Origin of the sequence: Aureispira sp. CCB-QB1 (assembly GCF_000724545.1) — a bacterium.
Taxonomy (GTDB): domain Bacteria; phylum Bacteroidota; class Bacteroidia; order Chitinophagales; family Saprospiraceae; genus Aureispira.
The window spans coordinates 14,625-39,510 of sequence record NZ_JHBV01000052.1; the positions used below are offsets into that span (position 1 = coordinate 14,625).

12 protein-coding genes and 1 pseudogene are annotated in these 24,886 nt (G+C 37.4%); 6 read left to right on the forward strand and 7 right to left on the reverse strand.

What is annotated here, in order from left to right; translation table 11 throughout:
• Positions 1-410 precede the first annotated feature (410 nt).
• Positions 411-8,039, forward strand: a complete 7,629-nt coding sequence (locus CG11_RS25975; protein WP_052599894.1) for an Ig-like domain-containing protein — start codon at positions 411-413, stop codon at positions 8,037-8,039.
• Between the two features lie 195 nt (positions 8,040-8,234).
• Here CG11_RS25975 and CG11_RS25980 read toward each other — a convergent pair whose 3' ends face one another.
• Positions 8,235-9,143, reverse strand: coding sequence for a zinc-dependent peptidase (locus tag CG11_RS25980; protein WP_052599895.1), 909 nt, complete (start codon positions 9,141-9,143; stop codon positions 8,235-8,237).
• Positions 9,144-9,347: 204 nt separating this feature from the next.
• On the opposite strand from CG11_RS25980, the gene CG11_RS25985 reads away from it, so the two are divergent.
• On the forward strand, positions 9,348-11,165 hold the full coding sequence (locus tag CG11_RS25985; protein WP_052599896.1) for a long-chain fatty acid--CoA ligase: 1,818 nt from the start codon (positions 9,348-9,350) through the stop codon (positions 11,163-11,165).
• 67 nt (positions 11,166-11,232) lie between these two features.
• Here CG11_RS25985 and CG11_RS25990 read toward each other — a convergent pair whose 3' ends face one another.
• From CG11_RS25990 to CG11_RS26005, 4 genes are all read right to left on the reverse strand, one after another.
• Complete coding sequence (locus tag CG11_RS25990; RefSeq protein ID WP_052599897.1) at positions 11,233-11,781, reverse strand: hypothetical protein; 549 nt, start codon at positions 11,779-11,781, stop codon at positions 11,233-11,235.
• 226 nt (positions 11,782-12,007) lie between these two features.
• Positions 12,008-12,757 (reverse strand): LytTR family DNA-binding domain-containing protein, encoded by a 750-nt coding sequence (locus CG11_RS25995; protein WP_052599898.1) that lies wholly within the window; start codon positions 12,755-12,757, stop codon positions 12,008-12,010.
• 1 nt (position 12,758) lies between these two features.
• The gene (locus tag CG11_RS26000; protein WP_052599899.1) at positions 12,759-14,666 is read right to left on the reverse strand and encodes a histidine kinase; all 1,908 of its coding nucleotides are present in this window, start codon (positions 14,664-14,666) and stop codon (positions 12,759-12,761) included.
• A gap of 418 nt (positions 14,667-15,084) precedes the next feature.
• Entirely contained in the window at positions 15,085-15,642 is a 558-nt protein-coding gene (locus CG11_RS26005) for a class I SAM-dependent methyltransferase (protein WP_052599900.1), read from the reverse strand.
• A gap of 449 nt (positions 15,643-16,091) precedes the next feature.
• On the opposite strand from CG11_RS26005, the gene mce reads away from it, so the two are divergent.
• Together mce and CG11_RS26015 are read left to right on the forward strand one after the other, a co-directional pair.
• Positions 16,092-16,490, forward strand: coding sequence for a methylmalonyl-CoA epimerase (gene mce / locus CG11_RS26010; protein ID WP_052599901.1), 399 nt, complete (start codon positions 16,092-16,094; stop codon positions 16,488-16,490).
• A 67-nt stretch (positions 16,491-16,557) separates the two neighbouring features.
• Complete coding sequence (locus CG11_RS26015) at positions 16,558-17,325, forward strand: sulfite exporter TauE/SafE family protein (RefSeq protein ID WP_052599902.1); 768 nt, start codon at positions 16,558-16,560, stop codon at positions 17,323-17,325.
• A gap of 297 nt (positions 17,326-17,622) precedes the next feature.
• On the opposite strand, the gene CG11_RS26020 is transcribed toward CG11_RS26015, so the two are convergent.
• Together CG11_RS26020 and CG11_RS26025 are read right to left on the reverse strand one after the other, a co-directional pair.
• On the reverse strand, positions 17,623-18,576 hold the full coding sequence (locus CG11_RS26020) for a ribose-phosphate pyrophosphokinase (protein ID WP_052599903.1): 954 nt from the start codon (positions 18,574-18,576) through the stop codon (positions 17,623-17,625).
• A gap of 273 nt (positions 18,577-18,849) precedes the next feature.
• Positions 18,850-19,389, reverse strand: a complete 540-nt coding sequence (locus CG11_RS26025) for a hypothetical protein (protein ID WP_052599904.1) — start codon at positions 19,387-19,389, stop codon at positions 18,850-18,852.
• Positions 19,390-19,876: 487 nt separating this feature from the next.
• Between CG11_RS26025 and CG11_RS26030 the strand changes: the two genes are divergently transcribed.
• Positions 19,877-20,464 carry a Crp/Fnr family transcriptional regulator gene (locus CG11_RS26030; protein WP_052599905.1) on the forward strand — a complete coding sequence of 196 codons (588 nt, stop codon included), beginning with the start codon at positions 19,877-19,879 and terminating at the stop codon, positions 20,462-20,464.
• 640 nt (positions 20,465-21,104) lie between these two features.
• Positions 21,105-24,886: pseudogene (locus tag CG11_RS26035) on the forward strand (hypothetical protein); the annotation flags it as partial.

The following is a 24,886-nucleotide window of genomic DNA, read 5'->3' on the forward strand; positions in this document are numbered from 1 at the left end:
TTAGTACAATAATCTTTTTTTTTACAAATAGTTGATATGTTGCTGATTTTTAGTTTGTTGTGTTTTTTTTTGTGGAAGTACTATTGTATTCTAAAAAAATGCTTCTTATTCTAATTAGGGAGTTTGCAAAATGATTGACTTACTAAGATATGGTTGATAACTTTCCCATCATACACCAATCATATTTATTTAAATATTTATCATTTATTTCATTAAGAAATAATTTTTTATTTAGATATATTTTTTATATTTATATCGAGGTGCTTCTAAATAGTTTTTATTCCCCTTTTTCATTTAAAGAAAAACTACTACAAAATTAAATTAAAGAAGCCACGAATATCTTCCCCCCAATCTCAACTCAGATTACCAATTACATAATTTTATTTTTTGTTTGTTTAAATATATAAAATATGGAAAACATGTACACTCGATTATCCTTAAACGGGGTATTACTTACATTCTTCCTATTGGTTGGGGTGGCAGGAAATAGCCAAACGCCAGGTTTGATATTTGATCCAGCTGTTGGTTCTGTATTAGACCCCAATGGAGATGGATATGTTGATATAGAAGGGAATGGATTTAGTAATGATGGTTATGATGTAGATGAGTTTGAAATTCCCATGTTTGGAATCCCATCCTTAATGGACGAGATAGATTCTGATTTAGCTTCAGGCCCCAATTGTGGATTTACAGACATTGTGGAAGATTTTAACAATTATGGTTACTACGGAGCTTTTGATGGGACAAACTTTATTGTTCGAGTACGCTTAGGAAGTTTTGCACCTAATGCCAAAGGATATACTGTTTTAATTGATACCGATGGTTTGTTTGGACCAGGGCAAGATCCCAATGCTACGGCAGAGAATCCTGGATTTGAGCTAGCCGTTTTTTTAATGTCTAAGCATGGTGTATATGTAACAGATGTAGATGGAGCCAACAATTGTGCTGGACCAACCACGTCGTTTCCATTATCAACGCACCACCAGAAGTCAATTTCGAGCCTAACGACTTGTGGAGATACCGATGTTTTTTATGATTTTTATGTTCCACTCTCTGCAATGGGAGTTACGACAAGCCAACCTCTTAGAATGGTTGCCACAACAAATACGTCGAATACTTGTGCTTTAGAAGGTTCTGTATCTGATATTCAAGGGGTGCCAGAATCGACATGTGTTCCTTGTACGTATATAGATATTATCGACCAATTTCCCCCCACACCAATTGATTCACTTTGTGATACCTGTGGAGGGTTTCCACCTGTTTTGTCAGATTGTCCAGAATTTAACAATGCGTTTTTGTTAGAAGGGGCAACTTCGTTTACAGGAAAAGGCGAAGCCAATCAAACGATTTATATAGAGGTACATTATGGACCTTCTTATACAGATATAGAATACGATACGGTATTGGCAGATGGTTCTGGAAATTGGACTAGTGCCGCTTTAGATTCTGTTCTTTCAGAAGGAGATTCTATCCTTATAAGTGGTCTAACACCGGGCAAAAGCCCAACCAAGTATCCTTGTTCGGATTTAGTCGTACTCTCTGCTTCTTCTGATTGTACGCCAGGTTGGACCTCAACTCCCACTTTGGCTAAAAATGGATATTGTGCGGGTGTCGGAGTTGGTGTGCCAGGTGCTACTGTGAATGTCTATCTTAACGGAACATTACTTACACCAGCCAATGCGCCTGTTATTGTAGCTCCAGATGGTTCGTTCAACTGGGATTGTGGTTCAAGATCGGGATGTTCAGGAGGAGGAGGAGGTTGTATGGCTAATGGATTGTATACCATTACACAGGTTTTGCCAGGACAATGTGAATCTCCAGGATTTAGTTCTTGTTATGGCATATCAGGAGCATCGACACCACCTGTTGTCAATCAGCCCATTGCTGCTTCTGATACAGAAATATCGGGAACGGCAGCACCCAATGCCTATGTAGAATACTATGTTGCACCCAATTCCTTTTTTACCTATGCTGATGGCGCAGGAAATTGGACCATTTCAAATCTAAACTTATATAGCTTGGCTTGTACCAACTTACAATTTTACACTGCTTCTTCGGGAACGTGTTGGTCTGCTATTGTTAATGTGCCTGTCAGTGATAGAATAGATACTGCTGTCACTCCGATTCTTAATTGTACTTCTGTTGCAGGAGACATAACTGTTAGTGGATTGGTTCCAGGTGCTCCAGCGGGCGATACTGTTTTTGTTTTTGTCGTAGATGCTTCTGCGGGAGGAACGTTGGTAAGAGATACGTTTTTGGTAAATGAGTCGAGTGGATTTATCGACTCTCTTAGTATCGTTTTGGGAGCAGGAGATCAGATATACGCACAACATGGTTTGGTTAGTTGTACGCCTGCTGTTGGAGCTGCTTCGGATGCTTGTACCATACCCGATACGACAGCAAGACCCTCTATTAATTGTAGTCTAGCATATCGAGAGGGAGATCTTTCGGTTCAAGGATCGTACACGGTAGGAGGAGCTACAATTAGACTATACATAGATGGAGATAGTATAGGGACAGTAGTAACAAGTGGTCCAGGAGCTTGGACAATCAATGTGGCTTCAGATGCTTTGTATGCAGGAGGAAAACTTACCGCTACAGCAGAACTTGCACCAGATGAGGAGAGTTTTCATTCTGATTTTTGTACCGTAGAATGCTTGCCACCAGCAACGAACTTAACGCTTGTTAATAACGGGGCTAACGAATTATGTAACACTATTGATACGCTTTTCTTTTCGGTTTTGTCTACAGAGTCACTTGTGATTTATGAACCATGGGATATTATTGGAGATTCTGCTATTGGACCTGCCGCTTTGGGTACAGGGGGAGATATTAACTTATATGCAAGTCCATTGACGACGAATCCAGCAAAAATTAGCGTCAAAGTTATTAAATTTTCGTCTACTCCTTGTTCTTTCACAATGGAAGACACGGTTACGCTAACGGTTAATCCGCTTCCTATTCGTACTTTAAGTGTTGGACCAGCTGACACCACCATTTGTAGAAACGAAGCTGTTGGAATTAGAGTATTGAGTTCGCAATTAGATGTTCTCTACTATTTAACCGATAGTAGTACTGGAGCAGTAATAGGAGATTCTGTGTTGGGGACAGGAGGAACAATAACCTTGAATAGTGGCGCTATATTCGATACGACTACTATTATTGTGAATGCTGTTGATACGACAAAAGTGACGAATTGTAGTGTAGAGTTGGATAATGTAGCACATGTGAACATCATTCCTACTCCCAATACAGCTTTGGCTGTTACAACAGATGATCTTGTTGTGAATGTCAATGGGGCAACGAATGTTAATGTTACCACAGAAAATAATGCTCTGTTTACCTATCAAGTAAAACGTATTTCGGACAATTCAAATGTTGGTGCTTCGTTTGTTGGAGATGGCTTGGTTCATGTTGTTGGTACAGGGAACCTTTTGGTTAGTGACTCTTTTTACGTGCAATTAACAACTCCTTCTTGTGTTTTTGAAATGGAAGATACGGTACCTGTTTTTGTTAATCAAGCACCGATAGCAGTAGATGATTATGTAAGTACTGCGGAGAATACTACTTTGATTATTAATGTTCAGGCGAATGATACAGATGCCAATGCACCTGGAGATACTTTACTAACAAGCATAATAAGTGGTCCAACTAGTGGAGGGATTATCAGTGTCATCAATGGAGATAGTCTAAGTTATACGCCTCCACTTAATTTTGTTGGAAAAGATACGGTTGTTTATGCTATATGTGATACAAGTGGTCTTTGCGATACCGCTATAGTGTACATAGATGTTTTATTAGATACTGATAACGATGGAATTGCAGATGTTACTGATTTAGACGATGACAATGATGGGATTCCTGATGTGGTGGAAAATTACAGTGGTGATAGTGACGGAGATGGAATAGTTGATTATGAGGATCCAGATTTTTGTGCGACTCATTTCCAAGGGGTAAATGGATGGGATTGTAATACAGATGGTTTACCTGATTTTGGGGATGATTTGGATGGTGATGGAACACCCAATTATATGGATCCAGATTTCTTCAATTGTGGTAGCCTTGAGAATGGCGTTTGTAGCAATTATGATGTAGATGGAGATGGAGTGCCTAACCATACAGATTTAGATTCTGATAATGATGGTATACCAGATTTAGTGGAAGCAGGTGGAACAGATACCAATGGAGATGGAAGGGTAGATAATACCAGTGACCTTGATGGCGATGGTTTGGTTGATGCATTAGATAATGATGATACCGATGGTCCAGAAGGTTCTAGCCCTTGTAGCCCTCAATCTAGTTGTTTATTGACAAGCTCTACTAGTCTTTTGTTGGATACCAATAACGATGGAACAACAGACAATAATAATGATACGGATGGTGATGGAATTCCTAACCAAATGGATTTGGATAGTGACAACGATGGAATTGCAGATGTTGTGGAAGCAGGTGGAACGGACACGGATGGTGATGGTTATATTGATAGCTATATAGATGCAGATGGTGATGGCTTTAATGACGTGGTAGATGGTGATGTAGGCAACGACGGAATTGCTGAAAATAGTGCCAATGCTTTAGTATTGACAGGAGCCGATACGGACAACGATGGTGCTCCAAATTCTTATCTTGATGGAGATACGGACGGTGACGGTATCTTAGATCAAATGGATTTGGATAGTGACAACGATGGAATTGCAGATGTTGTGGAAGCAGGGGGAACAGACACGGATGGTGATGGTTATATTGATAGCTATATAGATGTAGATGGCGATGGCTTTAATGATGTGGTCGATGGCGACGTAGGCAATGACGGTACTGCGGAGAATAGTGGAAATGTTTTAGTGTTGACGGGAGCCGACACCGACAACGATGGTGCTCCAAATTCTTACCCTGATGGAGATACGGACGGTGATGGTATCTTAGATCAAATGGATTTGGATAGTGACAACGATGGAATTGCAGATGTTGTGGAAGCAGGGGGAACAGACACGGATGGTGATGGTTATATTGATAGCTATATAGATGTAGATGGCGATGGCTTTAACGATGTGGTAGATGGCGATGTAGGCAATGATGGTACTGCGGAGAATAGTGGAAATGTTTTAGTATTGACAGGAGCCGACACCGACAACGATGGTGCTCCAAATTCTTATCCTAATGGCGATTTCGATGGTGATGGAATTCTCAACCAATTAGACTTAGATGCAGACAATGATGGTATTTTAGATATTACAGAAGTTGGAGGTGTTGATGCTAATAATGATGGTATGGCAGATGCTTATGTAGATGTGGATGGGGATGGATTTAATGATGCTGTGGATGGAGATGTAGGCAATGATGGTGTCGCCGAGAATAGTGCCAATGCGTTGACTTTGACAGGAGCTGACACCGACAACGATGGTACACCCAACTCTTATCCTAATGATAACGCAGATGGGGATAACAACCTTAATTTCTTGGATATTGACTCGGATAATGATGGTATTGTAGATAATGTTGAAGGACAAGCCACAGGTAATTATATAGCACCTGCTGGAACGGATGCCGATAATGATGGTATTGATGATGCTTATGACAACGATGATGCTGCATTTGGTGGAGCGGGATCAGGGATTACTCCTAATAACCAAGATAAGGTAGATGCGCCTGATTATTTGGATTTGGATTCGGATAATGATGGTCTGATTGATGCCATAGAAGGACACGATAGCGATGGCGATGGTATTGCTGATGCAGGTTCTTTGGCTAATACGGGTTTGCCTGGAGGAACAACAGATGCCGATGGCGATGGTTTGTTGGATGGTTATGATAACAATACTTCAAGTTCAGATGCAACCAATGGTAGCCTAACGGCCAATAGCCATCCAGATGTCATTAATAAAATGACTATAGAAAGAGATTGGAGAGAAGGCAATACGACCTATATTACCAATGATGTCAATAGTACGCCTTTAGGGATGACTGCTACTGGAAATGTTTTGACGAATGATTTTGACTTAGAAGGTAATTCCTTGCTTTTAAATACGCTGACAATAGATACCGATGGTGATGGTATCCCTGAAACAGTAACAGGTTTGGGGACAGGAGTAACCGTAGGAGGTGTTAATGAAGATGGCACTCCAAATGCAAATGCAGGAACTTTAACACAAAATACCGATGGAACTTATACCTTTGTACCCAATACAGGGTTCATTGGAGAAGTAACCTATACTTATGAAGCTTGTGATGATGGTAGCCCTCAAGTATGTGGAACTGCAACTGTAACCATAGATGTAGAGCCTGATCCAAGCACAGATAATGGGGAGGTGGCTCCAGCGCCAGATGTAAATACAACTTATGGTGCTTTAGCAGTCAACGGAAACGTATTGGCAAATGATAATGATCCTGATGGAGACAATTTGCTAGTCACAGGTACTATTAATATAGATACAGACGGAGATGGCGTGGTAGATGGTACGGCACCTGTAGGGAGTTCTACAGCTGTGGCAGGAGTGGCTTTGGATGGAAGTCCTGTTACAAATGCAGGTACATTGACGCAAAATGCCAATGGAACATATACTTTCATTCCAGCAGCAGATTTTGTTGGAACAGTTAATTATGAATATACAGTGTGCGATGATGGTATTCCAATGACTTGTGAATTGACAACTGTAACCATAAATGTATTGCCACAACTGTATAATAGTACCAATGCTATAGATGACGAGGAGTTTATGGACAAAGGAAGTACATTGAATGCAAATGTATTAGATAATGATAGTGACGTAGAAGGAGATGTACAAACAGTAAGCTTAGTCAATGGACCAAGCCAAGGTAGCTTGACTTTAAATGCTAATGGAAGTTACTCTTATACGCCAACAGATCCTAACTATTCTGGTACAGATAAGTTTGTTTATAGTGTTTGTGATAATGGTATACCTCAAGTTTGTGATACCGCAACAGTATATCTGACGATCTTAAATGTTAACAAGGACTACAGCGAAACAGGGGTATATGGTATCGCTTGGCATAGAGCAATTAGAGATGCCAATGCTGATAATACTTTGGATGGCACGACAGATGTTTGGCTTGGGTCTCAAACAGATTTTGAAACAGGTACTTTGGCACTAGATAATTTTGACGATGGAATTAGTTTTGGGTCTGGTGCAGGTCAGTTCCCTACCCAAGTAATTGCAAACCAAACTTTCAACTTAGATATAACGGTCAATTCATCTGTCGCCGATAATGTGTTTTATGGTTTGTGGATTGATTGGAACAACGATGGTGTTTATGATGATTTTTACAACGGAAGTGTAGCAACAGCAAGTCCAACCACAACAACTGTAGCAATCACCGTTCCTGCTAGTTACAATGGGTCAGAAACAGTCAACGTACGCTTGAGAGCAGATGACGATGCTTTTGCTATCGGTGATTTTGCAGGTGGAAGAACCAATGGGGAGGTAGAAGATTACCAAGCATTAGTAATTGATTTGCCAGTAGAGTTATTGGATTTTACAGCGAATTTAGAGGGCAAGAACATAGGAAACCTAGCATGGTCAACAGCAACTGAATTAAATAATGCTGGATACGAAGTAGAACATGCTTTCTCCAATACAGGAGGAGTGCTAGAGTTTAATCAAATTGGTTTTGTAACAGGAGCAGGAACAACAAATTTGACTCAATATTATAACTACAAAGTACCGAATTTGACCTCTGGTATCCATTACTTCCGCTTAAAACAAGTGGATTACGATGGAACTTATGCTTATAGCCCTATACGAGCACTAGAAGTAAGCCTGCCATTGGTAGAGCAATTATTCCCAACACTACTAAGTAAAGGAAATAATAGAGTGTATATACAGGTTAGAAATAGCGATCATTATCAAATAGAGGTGATTACAGAATTGGGACAAATAGTAGAAACTCATAAAGCACAAATTGATGCAAATACATTCTATGAACTTGGCTTGGAAATGAGTAACTATACCTCAGGAATGTATATTATCAGAGTGAGTTCAGGAGCCGATAATCATTCTGTATACAAAATACGTATTGAGTAGTTAGAAATACAATTATTATGGAGCAACCAGTTGATTGCATAAACTACTTGTTTTATTAATCCAATCAACTTGGTTGTGTAAGTTTTGACAGAAAATGGAAATAAAAAAAAAGTCGTCCCAGTTATCTGGTGATGACTTTTTTATTTTTAACTATATCCTTATTTTCAAGACAAGACAAGCTTTTTTAAAATAACCTTAAGCCGCTTCTAAATTATCATCTAAGTTGGATGAAATATTTTGTATAATAGGATTGCTGCCATTGCTAGGGTCTTGGTGGTATATATCCATAAAGTATCGGTAAACCTCTGGCAAGTGTTCCTGCATCTTGGTAGGAATTTGAAAGAAATGTTCTGTACACATTTCAAAGATTTCCATGGACGGCAAACCCGTGTATAAAAACTGGTAGCCAATTTCAAATTCTCTTAAATGGTGTAGTTTGACTAGCAGTTCTTTTTTATCTTCATAAGGAATGGTATCATCAGAATAGCCGTATTTAATTTTAAATGCCTTGGCCATACCGTGTAGACCCGAGTGATAGTAATGTTCGGGATCTCTAATACCTTTGGTGAAGAAATTAATGGCTAGGAGTAGGCATGAAAAAACATCCGTATTAAACTCAACATAATGTAACTGCGTATTGATGTCTGGAGTAATAAATTCTTTTGGAAAAAGAACGACCATACCTAAATTATCAAGAATCTCTTTTTCATCTTCGAGTCCCATTGTTAGTTGAACAGCTGTTGCCGAAACTAACAATTGCATATCGCCTGGTATTTTGTCTAAGAGGCGCATTTGAAATTGCTTTTGCAAACGAAAAACAGAGATGCGATCTTCAAACTTTTTTTTGTGCTGAACACTCAATCTTCTATAATAAGGAAAAAAGCGAGCCAAGATATTTTTTTCTAGCTCACTGAGTCCTGGAGGGTGTCGTACATACCACCATTCGTTGAGTCCATTACGCACAATATAAGCTCCAAGTCCTATAGAGAAAGGGACAACAGCAATCCATATAGTAGAAAATGGGAGGACATAGTTGTTATACGCCAATAGGAATATAACAGCAGCAAGAATAAAAGAAGGGATAAAAATTAAGCCAGCAAACATAAATAATTATTTTTCAAAAAAATGAAAGATGTGCTCTACAAAGACAACAATTAAAAGAATGTAACAATGTAAAAAAAGATACGTTTAGGAAATGCTTTTATTTTTAAAAATATTGGTTCTGTACGATATTTTACTTATTTTTCCTATGCAGCTATTTTTTGCACCGCAAATAACTTTAAATTACCAAAAACAATTCAAAACTATATGAATCCTACGAGATTATTTGATATCCCCTACTACCAATTAGAACAAGGACCCTTAGCCGCATCTATTGGCGGAAAGCACATCAAAGGTCATAATTACAGCTATAGTACCGAAGAATTTATAAAATTGGCAAACCAAGTTAGTTTGGGTTTGTTGCAAATGGGGGTGAAACCAGGGGATAAAATCGCTTTGATTTCTCATAATAATCGACCAGAATGGAATATCATGGACATTGGAATGGCTCAAATTGGGGTGATTAATGTGCCGATTTACCCAACCATAAGTCCTAAAGAATATGTGTATATTTTTAATGATGCAAGTATCAAATATTGCTTTTTGGGACATGGGGATTTGTTAGAAAAAGTACGAAAAGCACACCCTGATATTCCTAGTTTGCAGGGGATTTTTACTTTTGATAAGGTAGAAGGTGAAAAAGATGGCAAAGGTAATGACGTGCACCATTGGGAAACGATTCATACCGATGGAGATTTGGCACCAGTTGAGAAAATAAAAGCAGGGATCAAATCAGAAGACTTGGCAACTTTGATCTATACGTCTGGAACAACGGGTAATCCAAAAGGGGTAATGTTGTCGCACAATAATATTTTGAGCAATATTTTAGCTGTGGGACCTTTGGTTCCCATCAAAAAAGGTGATGTTGCTTTGAGTTTCTTGCCGTTGTGCCATGTCTTTGAGCGTACGGTTGTTTATGCTTATATGTATATGGGAGCAAGTATCATGTATGCCCAAAGTATTGATACTTTAGGAGAAAGTCTAAAAGAAGTTCGTCCGCATTTCTTCACCACAGTACCTCGTTTATTAGAAAAAGTATATGAAAAAATTGTTACGAAAGCGAAAGAAGGTAGTCCTCTAAAGCAAAAGATATTCTTCTGGGCAGAGGGGCTGACCAATCAATATGCCTATGATTTTGAACCTTCTGGATTTAATTCAGTCAAATGGGCATTAGCTGATAAAATTGTATTTAGCAAAGTCCGTGAAAATCTAGGAGGACGTGTCAAAGGAATTTTGACTGGGGCGGCTGCTTGCCCGCGCAAAATGGCGCAATTCTTTTCAGCCATAGGTGTGCCCGTTCGTGAGGGCTATGGTATGACTGAAACTTCGCCTGCAATTGCTGTGAGCGGGTATGAGGCAAATTTGGCATTGTTGGGAACTGTTGGACCAATTATTCCAAAAGTAACGGTTCGTATTGATGTGAATGAAGAAGCTTATGGTCCCGATGCTGGAGAAATTATGGTTAAAGGACCAAATGTAATGATGGGGTATTACAACAAACCAGAAAAAACAGCAGAGGAATTTACCGCAGATGGGTGGTTCTTGACAGGGGATGTTGGTAAGTTAATTCGAAAAAATGGCATTGATTTTCTTAAAATAACCGATCGAAAAAAAGAATTGTTAAAAACTTCAGGAGGAAAATATGTTGCTCCAGCGCCAATTGAAGGAATTTTTCGTGAAGATTTCTTAGTGGAACAAGTCATGGTTATTGGTGATAATAGAAAATTTGTTTCTGCTTTAATTTTACCTGCTATGGATACATTGGAACAATGGTGCAAGAAAAAAGGCATCAATGTCAGTTCTAAAGAAGCAATGTTGGAAGATAAGCAAGTGTTGGAGTATTTTGAAAAATTAGTGACCAAACTGAATCCTAACTTTAGCAAAGTAGAACAAATTAAGAAATTTAAGCTAGTTGCTGGTCCTTGGGATGTAGACTCTGGACATTTGACACCAACCATGAAATTGAAGCGTCGTGTTATTTTATCCGATTACAAAGACGTTATTGCTAGTATTTACAACGACTAATGTCGTTCATCTGATAAAAAAATGCAGCTTGAAAATTCGATTTCAAGCTGCATTTGCTTTATAGGTGTTAGAGAGAAGGACTAAAACCAAAACCACCGCCACCACCGCTACTATCGTAGCAGTTTTGAACAGGAATTGTCGCAGTAGTTGTACTCGATGAGTTGTCTGTTACCCATTGCCCAGAAGCATCTTGTTTGAGTACTTTGTCAACTTCTACTTTGATAGAATGGTAGCGCATCGTTGCGTTAGAGAAGGTGTTTATTCGACTAGAAGTGGTTGAGTTAGCAGGAACATCAATTGTATAAGTATTGGGAATAGAGGACATATTGGCATTTCTCCACCCAAACACGGTTACTTTTCTATGATAAGGTTTGGTTCCTGTTACATACACCAATGTTTCATAAGAATTGCCAGAGTGAGACGTGCCATAACAAGGTCCTGTAGCGACGACATAGGGTCTTAAAACCGTGCTAGCAGTTCCTCTAAAATTACTATTGGCTGCCAATGTTTCTACAGTTGATTCTTCACCAGTAGCTACTTCCAAAATTTCCTCCTTTTCACAAGAGGTTACAGCAAGCAATAAGGCGATAAGAGCAACAAAAAAATTCTTTTTCATGTTATAAATTTAGTTAATGAAGCGCTTACTAGATTGTTTTGAGTCGTTGTTCAGCTTTATTCGACTAGATTCAATTGATAGGTACCTATTTTTACAGATAACAATAAAGATTTACTTCATCTGTTGTTATTACAAAAATAGGCGATTCTACATGAAGAAACTCTAGTAATAAAAAAGCGCCGATAGCCGACTAAAAAGCGTTGGAGTTACAATGAAATGCGATGTTTTAGTATAATTTTTTTAAAAATTCTAAGACAGCCTCTTTCTTTCTTATGGAAACAGGAATGTGATGATTTTGTGAACAAACTAGTCCCTGATTATCTCGTTTATCGTACCGAAGGATGTGTTCAGAGTTGACCAGAAAAGATTGATGGGTACGCAAAAAGAGTTGACTAGGAAGCAAGGTTTCATACTCTCGTAAATTTTTTGACACAATAATTTCTTCCTGATTTAGGAGATGAAAGGTCGTGTAATTTCCCTCACCTTGGCAGTAAATAATATCTTTTATATTGATAATGTGAATGCTATCTAATGTTTTTAGGCTTATTTTCTTAATAACTTTTGGCGTAGAATCTACCTGTTGTAAAAATAAATCTAGGCGCTCTTCTAGTTTCTCTTGATAACTTTGTTCTTGCGATTTTTTTATAGCAGTCAAAAAATCTTCTGGATCAATGGGTTTGAGTATATAATCAATAGCTGCTACCTTGAATGCTTTTACAGCATATTGATTGTAAGCCGTTATAAAGATAACTTGAAAAGAATAGGGTTTGGTCTTGTTTAGAACATCAAAACCATTGCCATCACCTAGTTGAACATCCAACAGTACCAAATCGGGTTGGTGATTTCGGATTTTCTCGATAGCTGAGGGGACACTGTGTGCCTCACCAACAATATCAAGGTGTGGAGTATAGAGTAGGATTGTCTGGCGAAGGGCTTTTCTTGCCCTTGCTTCATCATCAACAATTATGACACGCATATTAAATAGATTTAAGAGGGATGATAAAAGAAACAATAGTCCCAGAAGGTTGTGCTGGTTTTATAGAAAAGTGGATGTCGTTTGCTTGATTTTTATTTAAAAATAAAAGTCGCTCTTGGGTAATTTTAGTTGCTAAAGAATTATGAGTTGAGGTAGCGTGGGAGGAGGGGGGCGAATAACCAATGCCATTATCTTCAACACTTATTTTTAACAGCTGCGTTGTTTCGATTGTAAATTGAATTGTAATTTTTCCTTTGTAGTCAATGTTTTTAAGACCATGCTCTAAGGCATTCTCAATGAAAGGCTGCGTTAACATAGGTGGTATCAACAATTCGTAGGAGTCTAATTGTGGGTCAAGGTTAATTTGATACTCAAACTGGTGATCAAAACGCAGTAATTGTAATTTTAGATAATTTTCGAGCCACTGAATTTCCTTATCTAGGGTAATGTACTCTTTTCTTGAATTTTCGAGGATAGCCCGAACCAGTTTGGCAAAGGAAGATAAGTATACTCCTGCGGCTTTGGGATTGTTTTCGTAGACATAGCTTTGGATGGCTGTTAAGGCGTTAAAAATAAAATGAGGATTCATTTGATTTCTAAGCAGCTGATGTTTTAATTGTGCTGTTTTTTGCTGGGCACGGAGTTTATTTTGTCGGAGCAACAAGAAGGAGATTAAAAGGACTAAAATCAAGATAATAAAAGCACTATATGCCCATTGTTGGTTTCGCAAGGCATTTAGAGCATGAATGTCACGGTCTTTTGCCAGTAATGCGATTTCTTGTTCTTTTTTATTGGTTTCATATTTTATTTCCATTTCTTTAATCTGCTGTTGTTTTTCGGCATTCAGAATGGTATCTTTTAATACAATATACGCTCGCAAATATTCAGCGACCTTAGCATATTGTTTTAATGCTTGATAATTATCAACCAGTCCTTCTAAAGCTGCTTTTTCAATTGCCCTATAAGGAATCTTGTGTGCTACTTTTCTTACTGTATCATACAGTTGTATACTTTTAGAATGGTTATTTTCATAAAAATAGATATTCGCCAAACTCATTTGAATGTCTAACTTCTGATTTTGATCTGTAATATATTCTTTGAGGCTTAGAGCTTTATGAATGTACTGTTTGGCAGAATCTATTTGTTGGTGTTTGAGGTATAACGAACTTTTTTCGCTGTAAATTTTAGCCTTTCCACCTAGATAATTTTCTTTCTCAAAATAGTCCAAGCCCTGATCTAGGTAAAATAGAGCCGTGTCGACTTTATTGATACTTGAATAGGCTAAACCAATATTTAGGGACGTATTTCCCATGAATAAGAACTCATTTTGGAGAGGATATTGTTCCAGTACTTTTCTGCCCATTTGAATAGAAGCTTCAAATTCTTTTAGTTCATATTTCATCGCTGCCAAAGCTGCGAAATTATAGGCTAGTCCTGCTGTATCGCCAAACTGTTCGTTAATTCGAATGCTTTTATATAGATATTCAGCGCTTTTTTGAAACGCACTCATAAAAAAATGAGTGGCACTCATATTACTATAAATAGAAGCTAATTCATCAAAACTCTTTGCACGAGTGAATAAGGTTGCGGCACTATCTAAGTAAAACAATGTCTGTGATAATTCGCCAATATGCCCATAGATGGTTCCCATCGTACTATATAAATTGCCAAGTTTATCGCAAGAGTCTTTGGGAATTAAGTAGATTGCTTTTTGATTGTATTCAATAGCTTTTTGAGGGTTCGAATAGCGATACATTTTTGCAATTTGGTTGAGTAGTTTAACCTTTGTGATTACAATGGTTTCTTTTTGGGCTAACTGTATCAGACTATCAATATGAGATTGGTTCTGAGCTTGGTTGGTTACTGTTCCGAATAAGAGTAACGCTAAAATAAAATATTTAGATTTCATATAAATTGAGATATAGTGCGGTGGATCTGATGATGCTCAAGCACTTGATATGATAAAAAATGCAGAGGCTTTAACGAACTACTATTGCTATTGTATGGGCAAATTTATGTCAGTATACAGAATCTAAAATAGCTTGTTTCTACTTATAGAACCTTGTTGTTGCTGTTTAGCACAAGCTATTGATGAGATAGAGGTTGGTATTTTCCACTAACCAATGTTCCATGGAAGGCAATTGAATTTAGTGGTTGGTGGGGTAGATATTAATAACAAAATAAATTTAAAGTAATCAGGCAAAGAAGCGTATTATGTAATTTTTTCTGAAGCCTTCTTGAATCGTACTATTTTGGTTGCTAATATATAAAGAAAAAGGCACTCAAAAGAGTGCCTATAAATTATGATGATGAACAGTAAAATCAAACTAGAGTTTTTCACAAACGTGAATAAATGCAGGAGGTACATTGAGCATGACAAAATCAATCTCCATATTATTAAATATACGCTCGTAACGTTTTTTTGCTACCAAAGAGTAGTGTAACTGAACGTATTTGCCTCCTTTTTTTAAGAATTTGTGTGCTTCTTCTATAATGTCATCTTCGGGAATAATCACAAAAGGAATCGCGGAAATCACAGCATCTGCTTTTTCGTAACCTGCTTGACGGATGTAATCGCCTAATTTTTTGGCGTCATCATTAATGATCGTAATACGCTCATCGTGCCCAAATTTTTCTTGCAATTCTTCATAAAATTTATCGTTAATTTCGAAGCAGAGCAGTTTTGCATCTGGAGCCATCTTTTTCAAGATTTGTTTGGTAATAGGTCCATCTCCAGCCCCTAGTTCAACAATACATTTTGCAGTACTAAAGTCAACATGCTTGTCTTTTGTCATCGTTTTCCCTACAAAATGAGAAGATCTGGAAAAGGTACCCACTTCTTTGAAGTGTTTGATGCCTTGTATGAAAAATTTTATTGCACCCATGTTTTGAATTTTGGTTGGACGATTGTAACCTGCAAGTTGTGCATCGTTTTTTGACGATATAAGCTTAATTATCTGTTGGTCTTTGTATAAATATTAGCTACTTGTTGGAACGTCCAAAAGTTATAGATTTTTTAGATATAGATGATACTCTATTCATTACAAATTTGCACACAGACTACAAAAGTAATCTATAATTTTGCTTTTAAGTAACAAATAGTACTTTTTTTAGTTGATGAATACCTATATCATAACAAAATAAAATAGTTAATGATGTGTTAAGGGTTTGTAAATCAATAGTTAATGTTTTTGGAGGTAAGTTTTGGAGCTGAGGAGATTTGAAGTTTGGCTAAAAATGTTCTTGACTTGTTTATATTTGCAGACAAAAAAAGAGACAACTTTTGACAACTTATTTAAACTCTAGAAGGTTATTATCAAAAAAGCTAAAAAAAATGAAAGTAGAACATATTGGTATCGCAATAAAAGACTTAAGTACTAGCAATGCTTTATTTGCTAAATTATTTGGCGAAGCGCATTACAAAGTAGAAGCGGTGGAATCAGAAGGAGTTGCTACTTCTTTCTTTCAGTGCGGAGAGACTAAAATAGAACTATTAGAAGCAACAAGAGAAGATAGTCCTATTGCAAAATTTATCGAAAAGAGAGGGGAAGGAATTCATCACATTGCCTTTGAAGTTGACGATATTCATGCCGAAATGAAACGTTTGGCAGCGGAAGGCTTTACGATTCTTAATCCTGAGCCTAAAAAAGGAGCAGATAACAAACTCGTTTGCTTTTTGCACCCTAAAACAACCAATGGTGTTTTGGTGGAGTTGTGTCAAGAAATACGTTAATCAACTTCATTATTGAGTGGTCTCAAATGGGCAATTTAAGTAATTCTCATTGAATAAAATGCTTTGTATGGAATTATATGCGTGGATTGTTTTATGTGGTGCTTTTGCAGGTTTTGTCGCTACTCTAGCAGGTTTAGGGTCAGTATTGACCCTGTATGTTTTGATTCAAATAGTCGGTTTAGACGCAGATATAGCCAATGGAACGAATCGAATCGGCATTATGGCAATGGCTTTGATGGCTTTGCCGACTTTTTATAAAAATGGACATCTGAATGTCAAGAAAAGCTGGTGGATTATCCTTGCAATATTTGTAGGAGCACTCGGAGGGGCCGTACTGGCAGCCAAATATATTGACAACGATGCTTTTAAAGATATTTTTAAGTACCTGCTCTTGGTAATGTTGGTTTTAGTACTAGCGAATCCCAAAAAATGGATTCGTTCAACAGATCATAGCCACAAGATGAACAAATGGATGATTCCTATCTTTATATTAATGGGATTTTATGCAGGTTTTATACAAGTAGGGACAGGTGTTTTTTTAGTTGTCTTTTTAGCTTTGGCAGGACGGTATAGTTTGGTGGATGCCAACGGGATTAAACTAGCAGCTATAGCTTTGTATACAATAGCTTGTATTGCCATCTTTGCCGTAGAAAATAAAATTGATTGGGAGATCGGAACCGTTTTGGCAATAGGGCAAGGAATCGGTGCTTATCTAGCCGCCAAATTTGCAACTACTTACCCTAAGTCAAATGGCTTTGTGCGGTATTTGCTTATTGTTATGTTGATAGTTGCAATTGTGCAAATGTTTGAGTTGCATACTTATTTTGTGGGGTAGGAAAAGCATTCTTCTTACGATACATCTCTATAGATGTTAAAATTTTTAGAAAATGTATCTTGGTCTAATTATTGGTGTAATAAAAATGAATTACTCATAGCAGAAAACCCATAGTTAGTAAAATTAATTCGGTTCTTTTTTAGAAAAGAAAAACGTCTAGCAATCCCTACCTGCTAGACGTTTCTATTTTATGTAACCATCAAATGCAATTGTCTCAAGTTTTTGTTCATTATAATACTACTCTACGATAGCATCATCAGAATAAAGTGAGACCACTCGTTTGGATTTGTTATGGATTTACTTGACTAAACTGCTTTTGTCTTTCTCGACAAACAAAGCAGAAATAGAACGATATTCGTGTACATTTCTAATAGCTCTAGAGAATAATTTAGCAGCCGGAACTACTTTTATTTTAGAGCAAGCCTGCTTCAAAGGAATGGTATCTGTTACAACCATTTCTGTCAACTCAGACTCTTCGATACGTTTGTAAGCTGGTCCAGATAGAACAGGGTGCGTACAAAATGCACGAACACTTTTTGCGCCTTCTTTGATTAAAATTTGAGCAGCGCGGCATAGCGTCCCTGCTGTATCAACGATGTCGTCTACCAAAATGACATCTTTTCCTGTAACATCTCCAATAACAGTCATTTCTGCTACTTCGTTTGCTTTTTTGCGATACTTGTCACAAATAACAAGCCCTGTACCAAAATGTTGTGCATAAGCTCTAGCTCGCTTGGTACTACCCACATCAGGAGAAGCAAAGATAACATTACTAGTATCTTCTTTTTCTAAGTGATTGAAGAAGATTGCTTCACTTTTTAGATGATCCACAGGGATGTCGAAGAAACCTTGGATTTGGTCGGCATGCAAGTCCATGGTCATAATTCGGTCTGCTCCTGCTGCAATCAACAGATTGGCCAATAATTTAGCTCCAATTGCTACTCGGGGTCTATCTTTGCGATCTTGGCGTGCATAACCAAAATAAGGAATGACCGCTGTAATATAACCAGCAGAAGCTCTTTTTGCAGCATCAATCATTAACAACAACTCCATGATATTATCAGATGGAGCAAATGTTGATTGGATAAAAAATACGTATTTACCTCGTACCGATTCCTTAATGTTAGTTTGCATTTCGCCATCACTAAAACGTTGTAAGACAACCTTACCTAAGCTTTGTCCGTAATAGTCTGCGATTTTTTCAGAGAGATAACGGGTACCCGTTCCAGAAAAAAGAATTGTTTCGATCATGATTATTGTGCTGTGCTTGTTAGAATAATAGTCCAAAAGTTGCCACAAAGGTAGTTAGATTTAATTGGCTGCACAAATAATCACTCGCTTTTGAACAAAAACAATTTTTTAGTCTTTTTATGATACAGGTAGCTATGATTTGTTTTTAATGATTTGATAATAAGTTGCTTAGTAAAAGGCTTGTGTGTTGTTCCATTTGGTGAAAATATCTAAGATGATTTGCCATTTTATGGATAAATGGCAGCACAATTAAAAGCAGCAGTGTAAAAAGAACTACTTCCACAAGAATTCCCGCCACTCGTTATAAACCTCAATAATTTTTAATAAATCTTTCTTTTTGTATTTTTTGTTAGCAATATCTTCTGCCAACTCTTTATTTTCTTTGAAATATTCTGCTAATTGTTTTCTAAATCTAGGATAATCAACTTCGGTTAATGCTCTATCTTTTTCTAAAAAAGTTTGCGTATATCCCATATCTCCCGATGTATTATAATACTCGTATAAATGGCATTTGCCTGTAGGAGGGGTTAGGCGCAACATAAAAACAGAATATCCTTTGCGTTCATTGATTGCATAAAATTTGGTTTGGTAAGTAGCGTTTCCAATCGACCATTCTTTGATTTCATCTGGGCGGTACTTTTTGACCGTACCAGATTGATCTTTAAAGCTAATTTGGCTAGAATTTATAGCAGGAGTAGATAGAATTACCTTGCCATATATTTTTCTATCATTAATGTCTATAATATAGTCGTTTTGTGCAATGCTAAGGTGTTGAATACAGCAGATGACTAGAAATACAAGTAAAGACTTCATATATGATTACTTTTTGATAAACAGTCTTCGAAAGAGACAGATGAATGTTGAATATTTTGTTGATTAATAGAGTATTTGTTGTAGTAATGTGTTTGATTAAGAGTGAGTTGGGTATAGAATAGTGTCGTTTGGATTTTTAGCCCCTTATGGAGGAACTTCAATAAAAAAGACTATTTTGAGGTATTATTTTAGCCTAAAATAACCTTAATTGTTTAAGTAAGAGATATAAATTGTCGACTTTAACACTGTTTTTAAATGAACACATGGTCTAACTCAATAGAGATAGCGGTATCTAGAGCGTGTCCTATCTTGCTTAAAGTGAAATACTAACGTTTGAACTACTTAGACAAATATTTCAGAACAAGAATATTGCTTTTTATAACATAGAGTAGTTTTTATTTTCGGATTCCCCTATTTTTGGATTCACTTAAACAGAAGTTTTGTTGCCCATTCGCTTCGATCACTCTTTAAAACTAAAAAATATTTTATGGAAGTATCTTTTGAAGTCATTAATCACTATCGACAAAAATACCCCTACTTAAAAGATAAGGATGTTGAACAGATGCTGAATTTAGTACATTTTAAAGTGCTAGATGTTAACGAGTTTTTTGTGAAATTTGAAGAAGTTAATACAAATGTTTTTTTGGTCTTGAATGGTTTGCTAAAAACGTATTATTTGGACGAAGGTGGGGAGGAGATTATTATTAATTTTTATAAAGAAAATGATCTATCAGGAAACTGGTACTCGACATTATTAGGAGAGCCGTCTAGGTTATGTATACAAGCATTGGAGGAAACAACGTTGATACAAGTTGACATTAAAAAAGTAGATGCATTGGTTTTTGACAATATCAATTTACTAAGAGCCTACAATCATATTTTGAAAGGCAAATTAATTAACTCACTGCACAAAATATGGGACAATATTAATGAAAAGCCTGAAGTGCGATTTCTAAAACTGAAGAAAGAACATCCAGATTTATTAGAGAGAGTACCACAAAAACAAATCGCTTCATATTTAGGAATAACACCAGTTTCCTTGTCACGGATAAAGAAAAGAGTATCAGAAAAGTAAGGCAATTATCTTTTGTTAAGACGAGAAATAGAAATAAGCCCTATTTTTCGGGCAAAGATAAAATATTGAATATCAATATAAATATATGTTTTTATTGAATGTTTTTATGCCAATTTATTTTTTTTAACTTTTTAGTTAATATTTTGAATGTCAGTGTTTTGTAAGTTTTGTAAAAAAGAATAAGTTGCAGTTGTAATAAAAAAAACTTTCTTGCAATTTTATGACCTAAATTTTAGAGTAATTGTTCGTTAAAACAATAACATAAACATAGTAGCATAGCGAACTTCTATTTGAGAACACTACTCCAATAATTGCTATTTATAGTTCAAAAAAGTCGCTTTTTTGAGATTTTGGCACAAAAATGCACAAAAAAAACTCATAATGGCAAGAATCGATCCTCTCAGCTTTACTAAAAAAAATAGTTTTGTGCTGCAAAACTATCGTTAAAGATTATATCAAAATCATATTATAATAAATAATACAATAAATCAACCAAATACATTTTACCAAATAGTCTAATTGGAATATTATCACTAAAATATTTTATTTAGATGGATGTGTTTCACTTCTTAAATAGCTAATACAACGTCACTAATTGTATTGCGTTTCAAAAAGTTTAATGCGCTGAAAAAAAAACACTATGCAAACACAATTACACTTTGTCCAAAGGCATTGTAGATGCCTTGAATTGTTATGGGTAATATCCCTATTCCTTTTAGGAACAACGCAACTAAATGCAGAAGGTACTGCTCAAGTAATGCCCAACGCAGGAAACGGAACGGCTCTAGTCGTTAGTCCCAATCTTACAATAGGAACCTATCGAGCTGCTCCTGCCGATAATAGATTGAAAATATCTATTTTAAATCACACGATCGAAAACATTTACTTTGGATTAAACCCTTTTCAACGGGTAGGTGGTGCTGGACCGTCAACCAATGGTTTTTATCGTATTTTAGACCCGACAGGTGCGGAGGTAGTTCCCGCAACTCCTATTCCAACAGCAGGTGCTGGGTTTATTCCTAACTATGCTCAGGCAGTTGCTGGACCTAATATTGGAGGTTTGAATCCTACGGGGTATACCCCCATTCTATTCAACCCGACCCAAAACGGGGATTATGTAATAGAGCTATATAGAAGTAATGACGCAGGAGTAAGTGCGTCTAATGATGAAATTTTCTTTCCATTTTTTGATTTTACAGTAGGTGAAACAAACAATACAACTTATAGAGGTCGTTTGAATTGTCAACAGTGGGGATTTATTACTTACAATCCATTGTCGGCTAATTTTACTCCTGCGATCAATTTTTCTTTTGAAGGCGATTATTATGCTTATACAGAGGATAGTTCGGTTGTTCGTATGAATTTTGAGCCTGGTTTTCAACCATTTCGTTATGTATTGGCAATGAACAAACCAGGAGTTACAAACGGAGGTAACTTTTTGACAGATAGAATATCTACTTATACAGGAGCCAATGCACCAACCTTGCCAACAGGTTATCCTATCTTTTTATCTATTCCAGACACCAATATTTTCAAAGTGGCACCGCCTTCCAATGCGCCAGCAATTCCTAGTAACGTATATGGCTGCCCAGGAGATTATTTTATTCCTTTGTTTATTCCTGATCCAGGAGATGTTGCTATCCTATTGGATTTAAATGGTGTTGTCGGCTATCAAGCAGGCACCTCAGATAGAGTCTTAGAGTTATATGACTTGGTAGCTGGCAACCATGTCTTAAGTTGGGATGGTTTAGATGGACAAGGGAATCCAGTTGCAGGGAATGTTAACTTCTTGGTAACTGCTACATTATTTCGAGGTCGAACAAACATTCCAATGCATGATGCAGAGTTAAATGGAAACGGTTTTTCTGTAACAGCATTTTTCCCAGCTTTGGGACCAAGAAAGCTATATTGGGACGATACAAATTTAGGAAATGTGGGGAATTGTAGTGTTAATGCAACACATAATACAACAGGGGCAGGAGTTGCGACAACAAATATGCTAGAAGGTGTTTTTGGTCCAGCACATGCTTGGGATGGTAGTGCAACATTTGCAATACCCGCTCCAACAGCAGGAAGAGGCTCTACAACAGCAGCCTTATGTGATGACTTTGGAAATGCTAGAACAATTAATACATGGTTTTGGTCTTATGATGTATCTTCTGCTCCTTTTCCTAGAACGACACCCGACTGTGATCAAGATGGAGATGGTATTGCAGACAATATAGACATAGACGATGATAATGATGGTATACCCGATTTAGTTGAACATCCAACCGATCCTTTGTTAGATGCTGATGGGGATGGTATTCCAAACTATTTGGATCCTGATTTTCCTGGATTTGTAGATGCCAATATGGATGGTGTCAATGATAATTTTGATGCGGATGGGGATGCTGTTATCAATTCGTATGATTTGGATTCTGACAATGATGGTATTTCTGACATTGTAGAGGCAGGAGGCGTTGATACGGACGGAAATGGATTGGTCGATGGCACAACCGATGCGGATAATGATGGTTTAATTGATTTGTATGATTCAAGCGTGGCTGGAACTACAAATGTAACCAATACATCCGCAGATGATTGCCAGACAGTAGTTTCACCAGCACATACTATTTCATTTGCATCTGGTACAACCGATGCGGTAGGTAATGTTACATTGTCATTCTCTGTATTTGGAGCTTATGGTTTTAATGGTGCTGAATTTACATTAACTGGAGAAGGTGGTGTCAATTTGGGTACATTTAATAGAACCAATTCAGATAATAGTGCTTATGCAGATTGTTCTAACCCTCCAATGAATTTTAGCGTTGTAATCTCTCAAGCAAACTGGAATTTGTGGAATAACGATGGAACTGTTGTGATTGATTTTCAGGCAGACGCAGATGTAGATCCTAATTTCTGTGCAACGGCTTCTTCTTGTATATCAAATGTAGAAGCAAATTATCAAATTCCAGGCGTTGGATCAGCAGGAAACGACATAGCAGTTACAAATACAGATGGAGATTTATTACCTGATTATTTAGACTTAGATGCGGATAATGATGGAATTCCAGATATTGTAGAAGCAGGAGGTACCGATGTCAATGGTGATGGACGTATTGATAATTATACTGATACTGACGGAGATGGATGGAATGATGTGGTAGATGGGGATGTTGGCAATGATGGTACTTCAGAAAACCTTGTGGATGTATTGATTATTACCAATTCAGATGGCAATTCAGATGGTATTCCTGATAGCTATCCCAATAATGATACCGATAGAGATGGTATTTTAGATCATTTAGATTTAGATGCGGATAACGATGGCATTCCAGATGTGGTGGAAGCAGAAGGTACTGATGAAAATGGTGATGGACGTGTGGATAATTATGTAGATGTGGATAATGACGGTTATAACGATGTGGTAGATGGCGATGTAGGAAATGATGGCATACCAGAAAATAGTGCTGACGCTCTACAACTGACAGAAGCAGATGGTAATGGGGACGGGCGTGCGGATAGTTATCCTGAAGGAGATACCGATAGAGATGGCATTTTAGATCAACTAGATTTAGATGCGGATAACGATGGCATTCCAGATGTAGTAGAAGCAGGCGGAACCGACGTGAATGGTGATGGACGTGCGGATGGTTATATAGATAATGATAGAGATGGTTATAACGATGTGGTAGACGGTGACCCAACCAATGCTTTAGCGGTAGGAACCGATACGAATGGAGCGAACACATCAAATGCATTGCAGTTGACGGGTGAAGATACCAATGGGGATGGTACACCAGAAGATTACCCAACAGGAGATACTGACGGTGATGGTATTTTAGATTACTTAGATTTAGATGCGGATAACGATGGCATTCCAGATGTAGTAGAAGTAGGGGGTACCGATGCAAATGGCGATGGACGTGCCGATAACTATACCGATAGCGATAACGATGGTTATAATGATGTGGTAGATGGCGACCCAACCAATGCATTGGCATTAGGAACCGATACGAATGGAGCGAATACATCAGATGCCTTGTTATTAACGGGTGCAGATACTGATGGTGATGGAAATCCAAACAGTATGCCTAACGGTGATTTGGATGGGGATAATGTATACAATCATTTAGATTTAGATGCGGACAACGATGGTATTTTGGATATCGAAGAAGCAGGCGGAACAGATGCGAATAGAGATGGTCAAGAAGATGCTTATGCCGATGCCGATGGAGATGGCTTTAATGATGTGGTAGATGGTGATCCAACCAATGCATTGGCAGTAGGAACCGATACGAATGGAGCGAATAGTGCCAATGCGACTACTCGAACAGGAGCTGATACGGATGGTGATGGTGCACCGAATAGCTATCCAAATGACAACCAAGATGGTGATAACAATTATAATTTCTTGGACATAGATGCGGACAATGATGG